Below are 12,761 nucleotides of genomic sequence, written 5' to 3'. Positions count from 1 at the left end.
AAAATCCGGTGGTTATTCCGTGGCTGCTCATTGCCATCCCGTGGCAGGGTTGAGGGTAGTCAGGAATCGACGACCCGTCAGCGTGGCTTATGCCTGACTTAGTGCAGGATGGAATAAAGCGTTGTTTTTTCCAAGAGGGGGATTTGGCGTATCGTGCAAGGCATGTAGCCAGTGCTGGCCCGCGAAAGGGCCGGTCCAGGCGAAAACAATAGGCCAGGAGAACACCGTGAGCGAACAACCATCAACCGGGCACTGGCAGTTGCCCAGCATCGTCAGTGGCCTGCGCAGTGCTCGCGAACAGTGGCGCACCCGTAATGGGCGCAGCACTGGCGAGCAGGGCGGGCGCGAGTTGCCCTCGCGCGAGGCGCTGCGTCAGATTCTCGAACAACTGTGCGGTGCGCTGTTTCCGATGCGCCTGGGCCCGGTGGACCTGCGCGAGGAAAGTGAGGACTTCTACGTCGGGCACACCCTCGACGCGGCGCTCACCGCGTTGCTGGGCCAGGCGCGCCTGGAGCTGCGCTACGCTGCCCGCCACGGCAAGACCGACGTCGTGGATGTCGACGCCCACGCCCTGCGCTTGATCCAGGACTTCGCCGCTGCCCTGCCGGGCCTGCGCGTGCTGCTGGACACCGACGTGCTCGCCGCCTACCACGGCGACCCCGCCGCGCGCAGCGTCGACGAAGTGCTGCTGTGCTACCCCGGTATCCTGGCGATCATCCATCACCGCCTGGCTCATCACTTGTATCGCGCCGGCTTGCCGCTGCTGGCGCGGATCAGCTCGGAGCTGGCGCACTCGGCCACCGGTATCGACATTCACCCTGGCGCGCAGATTGGTCAGAGCTTCTTCATCGACCATGGCACGGGTGTGGTCATCGGCGAGACGGCGATCATCGGCGAGCGGGTACGCATCTATCAGGCGGTGACGTTAGGCGCCAAGCGCTTCCCCAGCGACGAGTCGGGCACGCTGCACAAGGGCCTGGCGCGGCATCCGATCGTCGAGGACGACGTGGTGATCTATGCCGGCGCCACTATCCTGGGGCGGATCACCATCGGGCAGGGCTCGACCATCGGCGGCAACGTGTGGCTGACCCGTAGCGTGCCGGCCCAGAGCAACATTACCCAGGCCAATCTGCAATTGGATTGCCAGGACAAGCAGTGACCTGAATCATGGGGCGCCAGTACCGCCAAGAGGCTGGTACTGGCGGGTGCCGATCAGCGCCCCGGTTCGCATTGAAATCCATTCCATGTTTAACTTGAACGCTTGTTCAACGAAAAACGCTGGTCCATTGCCGGTGTTCAAAAGGAGGAATCGCCTTTGCTGAACCCGTTCAATCCGAACCTCACGTCCTTCGACGAGGTGCGCCGCCGATGAGTGCACCGACCCCTGTCCTTGCCAATGGCAAGATCCGCATGAACCCTCCGGTGTTCTACTTCGCGGCAACCTTCATCCTGCTGTTCGGCCTAGTGGTCATCGCCTTCCCGCAAGCCTCCGGCGAGTGGCTGCTGGCGGCGCAGAACTGGGCGGCCAACACGGTCGGCTGGTACTACATGCTGGCCATGACCTTGTACCTGGTGTTCGTGGTGGTCACCGCGCTGTCGGGCTACGGCAAGATCAAACTCGGCGCCGATCATGACGAACCCGAGTTCAGCTACCTGTCCTGGGCCGGCATGCTGTTCGCCGCTGGCATCAGCATCACGTTGTTCTTCTTCTGTGTTTCCGAGCCGCTCACCCATATGCTCCAGCCGCCCCAGGGCGAGGCGGGCACGGCTGAGGCCGGGCGTCAGGCGATGCAGATCCTGTTTCTGCATTGGGGCCTGCATGGCTGGGGCGTGTTCGCCTTCGTCGGCATGGCGCTGGCCTACTTCGCCTATCGCCACAACCTGCCACTGGCGCTGCGCTCGGCGCTGTATCCGCTGATCGGCAAGCGCATCAACGGGCCGATTGGCTACGCGGTGGATGGCTTCGGCATCATCGCCACGGTGTTCGGGCTGGGCGCGGACATGGGCTTTGGTGTGCTGCACCTGAACGCCGGCCTGGATTACCTTTTCGGCATTAGCCACAGCCAGTGGGTGCAGGTGATTCTGATCACCTTGATGATGGGCGCGGCGGTGGCCGTGGCAGTGGCCGGGGTCGAGAAGGGCGTGCGGGTGATGAGCGACATCAACCTGTTTCTGGCCTGCGCGTTGCTGCTGTTCGTGCTGTTCGCGGGGCCCACCCAGCACCTGTTCAACACCCTGATCCAGAACCTTGGCGACTACCTCGGCGCGCTGCCACGCAAGAGCTTCGACGTGTACGCCTATGGCGAGAACCGCGACTGGCTGGGCGGCTGGACGGTGTTCTACTGGGCTTGGTGGATTGCCTGGGCGCCGTTCGTGGGGCTATTCATCGCGCGTATCTCGCGTGGGCGCACCATCCGCGAGTTCGTCTTCGGCGTGCTGCTGATTCCGTTGGGCTTCACCCTGGCGTGGATGTCGATCTTCGGTAACAGCGCCCTGGACCAGGTGATCAACCATGGCATGGCGGCGCTGGGCCAGTCGGCTCTGGATAACCCGTCGATGAGCCTGTACCTGCTGCTGGAAACCTACCCGTGGAGCAAGACGGTGATTGCTGTGACGGTGTTCATCAGCTTCGTGTTCTTCGTCACCTCCGCCGACTCCGGCACGGTGGTGCTGTCGACGCTCTCGGCCAAAGGCGGTGGGGCCGATGAAGACGGGCCGAACTGGCTGCGCATCTTCTGGGGCGCGATGACCGCGCTGATCACCAGCGGCTTACTGTTCGCCGGCAGTATCGACTCGCTCAAGTCGGCGGTGGTGCTGACTTCGCTGCCGTTCTCGCTGATCCTGCTGTGCATGATGTGGGGGCTGCACAAGGCCTTCTACCTGGAGGGCCAGCGGCAGATTGCGCAGATGCACTCGCTGGCACCGTTCGCCCAGTCGCGCCGTGGTCGTGGCGGCTGGCGCCAGCGCCTGAGCCAGGCGGTGCACTTCCCGTCACGCGACGAGGTGTACCGTTTCATGGACGACGTGGTGCGCCCGGCGATTGCCGATGTGCGTGAGGTGTTCGAGCAGAAGGGGCTGGTGCTGGTGACCCAGGACGACCCGAGCCATGACAATGTCAGTCTCAAGGTCGGGCATGGCGAAGAGCAGCCGTTCATCTACCAGGTGCAGATGCGTGGGTACTTCACCCCGTCATTCGCCTTGGGTGGATTGGGCACCCAGGAGCTGAAGAACCGGCGCTATTACCGGGCCGAGGTGCATCTGTCTGAAGGCAGCCAGAACTACGACCTGGTGGGCTACAGCAAGGAGCAGATCATCAATGACATCCTCGACCAGTACGAGCGGCACATGCAGTTCCTGCATCTGGTCAGGTAGATAGTCGTTGGATTCTTCGCGGGCAAGCCCGCGAAGAGGCCAGTGCAGGAAAGCACTTTAGAAAGGTGCATCTCCCAGAATGGTCGCCCGGTGCATCACGCGCCGGTTCGGCCGATAGTCATCCACCGCGAAATGCTGGGTCACGCGGTTGTCCCAGAACGCCACGTCGTTCTCCTGCCAACGCCAGCGGATACTGAACTCCGGCCGAGTGGCATGGGCGAACAGCAGTTTGAGCAAGGCCTCGCCTTCCAGCTCGCTCAGTTCATTGATGCGCGTGGTGAACCCTTCGTTGACGAACAGCGCCTTGCGCCCGCTGACCGGATGGGTGCGCACTACCGGGTGTGACAGTGGCGGATTGTTGCGTCGGGTGGCCTCCCAGCGCGCGAGGTCTTCGGGAGTGCTGCCGAAGCGCTCCAGCGGGAACGACTTGGTGAAGTCGTGGGTAGCGGTGAGCCCGTCGAGCAGCCCGCGCAACGGCGCCGACAACGCCTCGAACGCTGCGATGCCGCTGGCCCACAGGGTATCGCCGCCATACGCCGGCAGTTGCTTGGCGCTCAGCACCGCGCCCAGCGCCGGGGTCGGCAGGAAGGTCACATCGGTATGCCAGACGGCGTTGTCGCGCACGTCGGTGACTGCGGTGTCGAGGATCAGCACCTGTGGCGTGTCCGGCACGTTGGGGTAGATCGGGTGGATATGCAGGTCACCGAAGCGGGCGGCGAAACGGGCCTGCTGCTCGGGGGTGATCGGCTGGTCGCGCAAGAACAGTACCTGATGCTGGAGCAACGCCTGCTCGATGGCGTCACGCTGCTCGGCGGTGATCTGGCGGCTGAGGTCCACGCCGCTGATCTGCGCGCCGAGGGCCGGGCTGAGGGGGGTGATGGTCAGGCTCATGGTCGGTCTCGTATGAAGTTGTGCAGATCCGTGTAGGAGCGGCACGAGGCCGCTCCTACATTGGTCGTGAAAAGGCTCAGTGGCTTTGCCCGTGCCAGGGCACCAGCTTGCGTTGCAGCGCGCGCAGGCCCATTTCCAGGGCAAAGGCGATCAAGGCGATGAGCAGGATCCCCAGCACCACCACGTCGGTGACCAGAAACTGCGCCGCCGACTGCACCATGAAGCCCAGGCCGCTGGTGGCGGCGATCAATTCGGCGGCCACCAGCGTCGACCAACCCACCCCCAGGCCGATGCGGATGCCCGTGAGGATGTCGGGCAGGGCGCTGGGCAGGATCACGTGGCGAATCAACTGGGCCTTGCTTGCCCCCAGCGACTGCGCCGCGCGCAGCTTGGCCGGGTCGACGGTGCGCACGCCGGTGGCGGTGGCGATGGCGACCGGGGCGAAGATCGCGAGATAAATCAGCAGTACCTTCGACAGCTCGCCGATGCCGCACCAGATCACGATCAGCGGCAGGTAGGCCAGCGGCGGGATCGGCCGGTAGAACTCGATCAGCGGGTCGAGAATGCCGCGCGCCACGCGGTTGTAGCCGATGGCGATGCCCACCGGGATGGCGCTGAGGGTCGCGGCCACCAACGCTAGGCCGATGCGGCCCAGGCTTGCGCCAAGGTGCTGCCAGAGGCTGGCGTCCATGTAGCCTTGGGTCAGCAGGGTCCAGCCCTTGCTGGCGATGTCGGCGGGCGAGGGTAGAAACAGCGGTTCGATCCAGCCGGCAGCGGTCACCAGCCACCAAGCCGACACTAGCGCGGCCAGGGTCAGTGCGCTGATCCACCGCGTAGGCAGGTGGCGGCGCACCTTCAGGGTGGGGCGGGAATGGGTATCGCGCTTGCCGGCGACCGGCAGGTCCAGGCTGCTCATGCGGGCTCCTGCTGGCTTTGCCGTTGGGAAAACACGCGGGCCAGCACGTGCTCGCGGGTTTCGATGAAACGCGGGTCGGACTTGATCGCCCGGGCGGGCTCGCCAGCGGCGTAGCGCTGGCCGAAGTCCAGTTGCAGACGCTCGACCACGCGCCCGGGGTTAGGTGCCAGCAACACCAGTTCGCTGGCCAGGAACACCGCTTCTTCGATGTCGTGGGTGATCAGGAACACAGGCTTGGCCGTACGCTGCCAGACTTGCAGCAGCAATTGCTGCATCTGCTCGCGGGTAAAGGCGTCGAGGGCGCCGAACGGTTCGTCCATCAGCAGCACACGCGGGTCGGCGGCCAGCGCCCGGGCCAGGCCCACGCGCTGTTTCTGCCCACCCGAGAGCTGCCAGATGTGCCGCGTGGCGAAGCCTTCGAGGTCGACCAGCGCGAGCATCTCGCGGGCCTTGGCCTCACGCTGGGCGCGCGGCACGCCGGCCAGTGCCAGGCCGAAGGCGACGTTGCCCAGCACGTCTTGCCAGGGCAGCAAGGCATCGTCCTGGAACACCACGCCACGCTCGGCGCCCGGCCCTTGCACTGGTACGCCGTCGAGGGTGATGCGTCCGCCGCTGGGGGCGACGAAACCGGCGATCAGGTTGAGCAACGAGGTCTTGCCGCTGCCGGAAGGCCCGAGGGCCACCAGCAGTTGGCGTGGTCCCAACGAAAGGTTGATGTCGGCCAGCACTGGGGTACTGGCGCCGGGGTACTGTGCGCTGATGCGCTCCAGTTCGAGCAAGGCCATGACGGGCTCCGGTCGCTGCGAGGCTTAGTTGGGCAGGTATTGCTTGCTGACGTAGGGCGAGTAGTCCGGCAGGACCGAATCGACCTTGCCCTGTTGCTTGAGGAAGGTGGCGGTGTCGGTCAGCGCCTGGGTGGTCGGGGCGCCGAGGGCGCTGGCCTGATCGGCGGCCAGTGGGTACACGTTGCCTTGCAGCAGTACCGGAATGTCAGCCGGCTTGGCGCCGGACAGCTTGGCCAGCTTGGCGACGTTGTCTGGGTTGGCCAGCCAGGCGTTCGGGTCCTTGCGGTAGTCGGCGTAGGCGTCCAGGGTCACCTTGGCGAAGGCCTTGACCACGTCGGGGTGCTTGGCGGCGAAGTCCTTGCGCACGATCCAGGCATCGAAGGTAGGGGCGCCTTTCTTGGCCAGCTCGCCGGAGGTGATCAGCACCTTGCCGTTTTCCTTGGCCACGCCCAGGGCGGGGTCCCAAACGTAGGTGGCGTCGATGTCGCCGCGCTTCCAGGCGGCAATGATCGCTGGTGGCGCCAGGTTGAGGATCTGCACCTTGGCGGGGTCGATGTTCCATGCCTTGAGCGCGGCCAGCAGGCTGTAGTGGCCGGTGGAAACGAAGGGCACGGCGACTTTCTTGCCGATCAGGTCCTGCGGGGTCTTGATGCTGTCACGCGCCACCAGCGCCTCGCCGGCCCCGATCTGGGTGGCAATGAGGAAGGTCTCGACGGGCAGCTTGCGGGTAGCGGCGGCGGCCAGGGGGCTGGAGCCTAGGTAGCCGATCTGTACGTCGCCGCTGGCAACGGCGGTGATCACGTCGGCGCCGTTGTCGAACTTGCGCCAGTCGATGCTGGCCTTGCTGGCTTTCTCGTAGTCACCGTCCACCTGGGCAACCTTGGCGGGGTCGACGGTGGTCTGGTAAGCGACGGTCAAATCGGCGGCCTGGGCGAACCAGCTGGTGCTGGCGAGGGTCAGGGCGGCGAACAGGCGCAGCGGAGCGTGCGGGATCATGGTGAACCTCTCGTCAGGCACTAGGGGTGGGTTGACGAGAAGGCTAAATGATCTAAGAAATCTAAAATAAATAACTTTTTTGCATTAGCTTAAAGCCAATCGGTGCGCGTGTCGGGCGCGCGGTTGCCGGTGGGCTTTGTCGGTCATCCGATCTCTTGCGGTGGCATATCCCGGCGAACCTGCTAGTCTCTCGCGCCCTGCTCAAGGCCGAGCGCGGGGCGTTGACGGGAGGCAAACGTTTTTACATAACCTAAAGGTATGATTGGCCACGTCGATACAACTTTAGGCAGTAAAGGTTCCAAAGTTATTCCGTAATAGTCTTACAGATTCATAAAACGGTCATTTTGGATTTATAGGATTGTCATTATCCTGTAGCGCAGGTGGCGGCTTAGACCAAGGTCGTGTTTCGACCGTCAGCGGTTGACTAACAAGTCACGCTTTGGTCCAAATCGCCAATCCGGGTGAGTGGGGCTCAGATCCTGCCGCTTGAGACGCACAAAAATTAGAACGTAGAGGAGCAAAGCATGTACAAGTCCAGCCTGGCCCTGGCCGTGGCACTGGGGGTTCTCGCCCAACAAGCAGGCGCTGCCGGTTTCATCGAGGACAGCAAGCTGTCCCTGAGCTCGCGCACCATGTATTTCGACAACAACGTCCGTGAAAGCCCGGCGACCCCGCGTCGTGACCAGCGCGAAAGCGGTCAAGGCTTCAAAGTCGACTACATCTCCGGCTTCACTCAAGGCACTGTAGGCTTTGGCGTTGACGCGCAGGCGCTGTGGGGTATTCATCTGGATGGTGGCCAGGGTTACCACAAAGGTGGTTTCTTCCCGGATGACGGCAAAGGCTCGGCCAATCAGTGGGCTCGCTTCGGTGCCAATGCCAAGGCTCGCTTCTCGAAGACCGAGGCTCACTTCGGTAGCGCACTCGCGCCGAACCTGCCAATTCTGGTTTCCAACGATGGTCGCCTGCTGCCGCAGACCTTCGAAGGCGGCACCATCAGCTCGAAAGAAATCGACAACCTGACCATCAACGCCGGTCAGCTGACCCACGCAATGGGTCGCGCTTCGAGCAACCGTACCGGCCTGTCGGTGAACGGTGCTACTGCCGAAAGTAACAAGTTCCGCTACGGCGGCCTGGACTACAAGCTCACTCCAGACCTGACCCTGCAGTACTACTACTCGAACCTGGAAGACTTCTACAAGCAGCACTTCCTGGGTGCGACCCATGTCTTCAAGATCGCTGACAACCAGTCGTTCAAGACCGACCTGCGCTACTTCGATAGCAGCAGCGATGGCAAGAATGGCAATGACGCGACCTATAACTTCAACAACAACAATGGCTACGCGAAGAACACTGGCGAGGTCGACAACAAGACCTGGTCCGCCATGTTCACCTACACCCTGGGCGGTCACTCGTTCCTGGTTGGGCGTCAGCAAGTTGGCGATGACGGCGGTTTCGTCTGGCTGAACCAAGGTAGCCTGGTCAACGGTAGCGGCACCTCCGAAGGTGCAGGTGGTGCCAGCTTCTACCTGTTCACCGACAGCATGATCAACCAGTTTGCCCGTGCTGGTGAGAACACCAACTTCGGCCAGTATGCGTATGACTTCGCGGGTCTGGGTATTCCAGGCCTGAAAGCGTCGATTTCCTACCTGCGTGGTGACGACATTCGTTATCGCTCCGGTCAAGGCACCTACAATGAATGGGAGCGCGACGCTCGTGTCGACTACACCATTCAGGAAGGTACTCTGAAGGGCTTGGGCTTCAGTCTGCGTCAAGGTGTCTATCGCGGGAGCGGTGGTTCGGGTAACGAGTTCACTCGCGACCAGGACCAAACCCGCTTCATCGTGAACTACACTTACAGCTTCCTGTAAGTCGTAGCCGCACACAAAGAGCCTCGCCTAGTGCGAGGCTTTTTTGTGTCTGCGATTTTGTATGTCTTTCAGTTATAAATAAATCGATATTTATTCTTTTTGTTCCAATGCAAAAGCAGGCACATTGAACCCACACAGGCCAGACACAGCACAGGAGCCGCTTCCATGAGCCTCAAACTCGGCGACATCGCCCCCGATTTCGAACAGGATTCCAGCGTCGGCAAGATCCGCTTCCACGAATGGCTGGGCAACAGCTGGGGCGTGCTGTTCTCTCACCCGGCCGACTTCACCCCGGTGTGCACCACCGAGCTGGGCCTGACCGCCAAGCTCAAGGACGACTTCGCCAAGCGCGGCGTGAAAGCCATCGCCCTGTCGGTGGACCCGGTGGATTCGCACCACAAGTGGATCGATGACATCAACGAGACCCAGAACACCGTGGTCAACTTCCCGATCATCGCCGACGCCGATCGCAAGGTGTCCGACCTGTACGATCTGATCCACCCCAATGCCAGCGACACCCTGACCGTGCGCTCGCTGTTCGTCATCGACCCGAACAAGAAGGTACGCCTGACGATCACCTATCCGGCCAGCACCGGGCGCAACTTCAATGAAATCCTGCGGGTGATCGACTCGCTGCAACTGACCGACAACTACAAGGTCGCCACGCCAGGCAACTGGCAGGACGGCGACGAGGTGGTGATCGTGCCGTCGCTCAAGGATGAAGACGAAATCAAGCAGCGCTTCCCGAAAGGCTACCGGGCAGTGAAACCGTATCTGCGGCTGACCCCGCAACCGAACCGTTGATGTATTCCTCGTTGTAGTGCTCTTAGCCATAGCAGGGATTTTCGGGCCGTTTCGACGGCCTTTTTTTTGAGCGGTAAGTGTTGAGCGGCAAGCGGCAAGCTGCCCTGCTTTTTCTTGCAGCTTACAGCTTGCAGCTAATAGCTCAAAAAAGAATAAACAAATGAAAAAATATGATTTCTAGATATATGTGATGAGCTGTTAATGTCAGTTCCATCCAGCGGGGCCAACCCCTCGCGGCCCTGCAAACGAATCGAAGGAAGCGCTTTCAATGTTGGTTGTTTCTGTCGGTGGTAGCCCCAGCCTTCGTTCACGCTCCGGCGTGTTGCTCGAACATTCGCGCGACTGGCTGCAAGAGCGTGGCGTGGAGGTGGTGACCTTCCAGGTGCGCGAGTTCAGTGCCGAAGATTTGCTCCACGCGCGCTTCGACAGCCCGCAGGTGCGCCATTTCAATGAACTGGTCGCCCAGGCCGATGGCCTGCTGGTCGCAACGCCCGTGTACAAGGCATCGTTCGCCGGTGCCCTGAAGACCCTGCTTGACCTGCTGCCTGAGCGCGCCCTGGAGCACAAGGTCGTGCTGCCCATCGCCACTGGCGGCAGCATCGCCCACATGCTCGCCGTGGATTACGCCCTCAAGCCGGTGCTGTCGGCACTCAAGGCGCAGGAGACCCTGCAAGGGATCTTCGCCGACGACAGCCAGATCGCCTATGGCGAAGGGCGCACGCCCGCGCAACTTGCCCCGGCGCTGGAGCAGCGCCTGCTGGATTCGCTGGAAACCTTCCACAGCGCGCTGGCCCGCCGACCCAAACCGGTCGCACCGGGCGTGCTCAACGAACGCCTGCTCAGTGCCCGCTGGAGCATCTGAGCCACCCGCTTCACTGTTTTTCCACCTTACTCGCCCGTCAACGAGGCAAGCAGGTGCTACCCGAACCCACTCGCACAGGAGAGCGCCATGCGCACAGTCTTCTTGCGTCGCGGTCTGGTCGCCCTGTTTGCGGCGGCTGTGTCCTTCGGCGCCATCACCCAAGCCCAGGCCGAGAGCCTGCGCATCGGTTACCAGAAATACGGCACCCTAGTGCTGCTCAAGGCCAAAGGCTCGCTGGAACAGCGCCTCAAAGCCCAGGGCATCGACGTGCAATGGACCGAGTTCCCCGGTGGCCCGCAACTGCTCGAAGGCCTCAACGTCGGTTCCATCGACTTCGGCGTAACCGGTGAGACGCCACCGGTATTCGCCCAGGCTGCTGGCGCCGATCTGCTCTACGTCGCCTATGAGCCGCCTGCCCCGCACAGCGAGGCGATTCTGTTGCCGAAGGGCTCGAGCATCCAGTCGGTAAAAGAACTCAAGGGCAAGAAAGTCGCCCTGAACAAAGGCTCCAACGTGCACTACCTGCTGGTGCGCGCCCTGGAGGACGCGGGCCTGAAGTACAGCGATATCCAGCCTGTGTACCTGCCGCCGGCCGACGCTCGCGCCGCCTTTGAGCGTGGCAGTGTCGACGCCTGGGTGATCTGGGACCCGTATCAGGCTGCCGCCGAACAGCAACTCCAGGCGCGCACCCTGCGTGACGGCAAGGGCCTGGTGGATAACCACCAGTTCTACCTGGCCACGCGCAGCTACGCGACCCAGCACCCGGCGGTGGTCAGTGCGCTGATCGATGAAGTGCGCGCCGTGGGCCAGTGGTCCCAGGCCAACCCGCAGCAGGTCACCGCGCAGGTCGCGCCACTGTTGGGCCTGCCCGCTGACATCACCCTCACGTCGGTGAAGCGCCAAGGCTACGGTGCCGCTCCACTGACCCCCGAGGTCATCGCTGCGCAGCAGAAGATCGCCGACACCTTCCAGGCCCTAAAGCTGATTCCCAAGCCCTTGAGCATCAAGGACGTGATCTGGACACCCCCGGCCAAGGTCGCCAGCGCGCCTTGAACCCTTCGCCAGCGCCGGGGCGCGGCCCCGGCCTTGAGCCACCCTTGAGGAGACAACTCCAATGAGCCTGAACATCTTCTGGTTTCTTCCCACCCACGGTGACGGCAAGTACCTGGGCACCAACGAAGGCGCCCGCGCCGTCGACCACGGCTACTTGTCGCAGATCGCACAAGCCGCTGACCGCCTCGGTTTCGGTGGCGTGCTGATCCCCACTGGACGTTCCTGCGAGGACTCCTGGCTGGTCGCCGCCTCACTGATCCCGGTGACCGAACGCCTGAAATTCCTGGTGGCGTTGCGCCCCGGCATCATTTCGCCGACCGTGGCTGCGCGCCAGGCCGCTACCCTGGACCGGCTGTCCAACGGTCGTGCACTGTTCAATCTGGTGACCGGTGGCGACCCGGACGAGCTGGCCGGTGACGGTCTGCACCTGAACCATCAGGAACGCTACGAAGCCTCCGTCGAGTTCACCCGCATCTGGCGCAAGGTGCTGGAAGGCGAAGTGGTCGACTACGATGGCAAGCATATCCAGGTGAAGGGCGCCAAACTGCTCTACCCGCCGATCCAGCAACCGCGCCCGCCGCTGTACTTCGGCGGCTCGTCTGACGCCGCGCAGGACCTGGCCGCCGAACAGGTCGAGCTGTACCTGACCTGGGGCGAGCCGCCAGCGGCCGTGGCCGAAAAAATCGCCCAGGTGCGTGAGAAAGCCGCCGCCCAAGGCCGCGAAGTGCGCTTCGGCATCCGCCTGCATGTGATCGTGCGCGAAACCAACGAAGAGGCCTGGGCCGCCGCCGACAAGCTGATCTCGCACCTGGACGACGACACCATCGCGCGTGCCCAGGCATCGCTGGCGCGCTTCGACTCGGTGGGCCAGCAGCGCATGGCCGCATTGCACAACGGCAATCGCGACAAACTCGAAGTCAGCCCCAACCTGTGGGCCGGCGTCGGTCTGGTGCGCGGTGGTGCCGGTACCGCGCTGGTTGGCGATGGCCCGACCGTCGCCGCGCGGGTCAAGGAATACGCAGCCCTGGGCATCGATACCTTCATCTTCTCCGGCTACCCGCACCTGGAAGAGTCGTACCGCGTGGCCGAGCTGCTGTTCCCGCACCTGGACGTCAATCGTCCCGAGCAACCCAAGACAGGCGGTTATGTGAGCCCGTTCGGCGAGATGGTCGCCAACGATATTTTGCCTAAAGCCGTGTCGCAGAGCTGAGGAC

At 62.9% G+C, this 12,761-nt stretch carries 11 protein-coding genes; 7 read left to right on the top strand and 4 right to left on the bottom strand.

Features of this window, described 5'->3' with window-relative positions; translation table 11 throughout:
- Window positions 1-226: 226 nt before the first annotated feature.
- Together epsC and betT are read left to right on the top strand one after the other, a co-directional pair.
- Window positions 227-1,159 (top strand): serine O-acetyltransferase EpsC, encoded by a 933-nt coding sequence (gene epsC, locus FEM01_RS16445; RefSeq protein WP_138220546.1) that lies wholly within the window; start codon window positions 227-229, stop codon window positions 1,157-1,159.
- A 251-nt stretch (window positions 1,160-1,410) separates the two neighbouring features.
- Window positions 1,411-3,372: a choline transporter BetT gene (gene betT, locus FEM01_RS16440; protein WP_171030981.1), complete on the top strand. Its 1,962-nt coding sequence runs from the start codon at window positions 1,411-1,413 to the stop codon at window positions 3,370-3,372.
- A gap of 57 nt (window positions 3,373-3,429) precedes the next feature.
- Here betT and tauD read toward each other — a convergent pair whose 3' ends face one another.
- From tauD to tauA, 4 genes are all read right to left on the bottom strand, one after another.
- Entirely contained in the window at window positions 3,430-4,263 is an 834-nt protein-coding gene (gene tauD, locus FEM01_RS16435) for a taurine dioxygenase (RefSeq protein ID WP_138220544.1), read from the bottom strand.
- A 76-nt stretch (window positions 4,264-4,339) separates the two neighbouring features.
- A complete protein-coding gene (tauC, locus tag FEM01_RS16430) occupies window positions 4,340-5,179 on the bottom strand; it encodes a taurine ABC transporter permease TauC (protein WP_138220543.1) in 840 nt (279 codons plus the stop codon).
- Complete coding sequence (tauB, locus tag FEM01_RS16425; protein ID WP_138220542.1) at window positions 5,176-5,964, bottom strand: taurine ABC transporter ATP-binding subunit; 789 nt, start codon at window positions 5,962-5,964, stop codon at window positions 5,176-5,178. The genes tauC and tauB overlap by 4 nt, the downstream gene beginning before the upstream one ends.
- Window positions 5,965-5,988: 24 nt before the next feature.
- A complete protein-coding gene (gene tauA, locus FEM01_RS16420; RefSeq protein WP_138220541.1) occupies window positions 5,989-6,960 on the bottom strand; it encodes a taurine ABC transporter substrate-binding protein in 972 nt (323 codons plus the stop codon).
- A gap of 524 nt (window positions 6,961-7,484) precedes the next feature.
- Between tauA and FEM01_RS16415 the strand changes: the two genes are divergently transcribed.
- The 5 genes from FEM01_RS16415 (at window position 7,485) to ssuD (ending at window position 12,757) form a co-directional block, all read left to right on the top strand.
- Window positions 7,485-8,828: an OprD family outer membrane porin gene (locus FEM01_RS16415; RefSeq protein WP_138220540.1), complete on the top strand. Its 1,344-nt coding sequence runs from the start codon at window positions 7,485-7,487 to the stop codon at window positions 8,826-8,828.
- Between the two features lie 165 nt (window positions 8,829-8,993).
- A complete protein-coding gene (locus tag FEM01_RS16410) occupies window positions 8,994-9,632 on the top strand; it encodes a peroxiredoxin (RefSeq protein WP_138220539.1) in 639 nt (212 codons plus the stop codon).
- 268 nt (window positions 9,633-9,900) lie between these two features.
- Window positions 9,901-10,494 carry an NADPH-dependent FMN reductase gene (gene ssuE / locus FEM01_RS16405; protein WP_138220538.1) on the top strand — a complete coding sequence of 198 codons (594 nt, stop codon included), beginning with the start codon at window positions 9,901-9,903 and terminating at the stop codon, window positions 10,492-10,494.
- 87 nt (window positions 10,495-10,581) lie between these two features.
- Window positions 10,582-11,547 (top strand): sulfonate ABC transporter substrate-binding protein, encoded by a 966-nt coding sequence (locus FEM01_RS16400; protein ID WP_138220537.1) that lies wholly within the window; start codon window positions 10,582-10,584, stop codon window positions 11,545-11,547.
- Between the two features lie 61 nt (window positions 11,548-11,608).
- Window positions 11,609-12,757: an FMNH2-dependent alkanesulfonate monooxygenase gene (ssuD, locus tag FEM01_RS16395; protein WP_138220536.1), complete on the top strand. Its 1,149-nt coding sequence runs from the start codon at window positions 11,609-11,611 to the stop codon at window positions 12,755-12,757.
- Window positions 12,758-12,761: the final 4 nt, after the last annotated feature.

Source organism: Pseudomonas mosselii (genome assembly GCF_005796105.1).
GTDB classification, from domain to species: domain Bacteria; phylum Pseudomonadota; class Gammaproteobacteria; order Pseudomonadales; family Pseudomonadaceae; genus Aquipseudomonas; species Aquipseudomonas mosselii_C.
This window is presented reverse-complemented; position numbering and strand designations above follow the sequence as displayed.

What these genes read in the sequence shown, in the direction of transcription:
- tauB (WP_138220542.1), bottom strand. Translation starts at nt 5,964, where the DNA reads ATGGCCTTGCTCGAACTGGAGCGCATCAGCGCACAGTACCCCGGCGCC.
- FEM01_RS16415 (WP_138220540.1), top strand. Translation starts at nt 7,485, where the DNA reads ATGTACAAGTCCAGCCTGGCCCTGGCCGTGGCACTGGGGGTTCTCGCC.
- tauC (WP_138220543.1), bottom strand. Translation starts at nt 5,179, where the DNA reads ATGAGCAGCCTGGACCTGCCGGTCGCCGGCAAGCGCGATACCCATTCC.
- ssuD (WP_138220536.1), top strand. Translation starts at nt 11,609, where the DNA reads ATGAGCCTGAACATCTTCTGGTTTCTTCCCACCCACGGTGACGGCAAG.
- FEM01_RS16400 (WP_138220537.1), top strand. Translation starts at nt 10,582, where the DNA reads ATGCGCACAGTCTTCTTGCGTCGCGGTCTGGTCGCCCTGTTTGCGGCG.
- betT (WP_171030981.1), top strand. Translation starts at nt 1,411, where the DNA reads ATGAACCCTCCGGTGTTCTACTTCGCGGCAACCTTCATCCTGCTGTTC.
- ssuE (WP_138220538.1), top strand. Translation starts at nt 9,901, where the DNA reads ATGTTGGTTGTTTCTGTCGGTGGTAGCCCCAGCCTTCGTTCACGCTCC.
- tauD (WP_138220544.1), bottom strand. Translation starts at nt 4,263, where the DNA reads ATGAGCCTGACCATCACCCCCCTCAGCCCGGCCCTCGGCGCGCAGATC.
- FEM01_RS16410 (WP_138220539.1), top strand. Translation starts at nt 8,994, where the DNA reads ATGAGCCTCAAACTCGGCGACATCGCCCCCGATTTCGAACAGGATTCC.
- tauA (WP_138220541.1), bottom strand. Translation starts at nt 6,960, where the DNA reads ATGATCCCGCACGCTCCGCTGCGCCTGTTCGCCGCCCTGACCCTCGCC.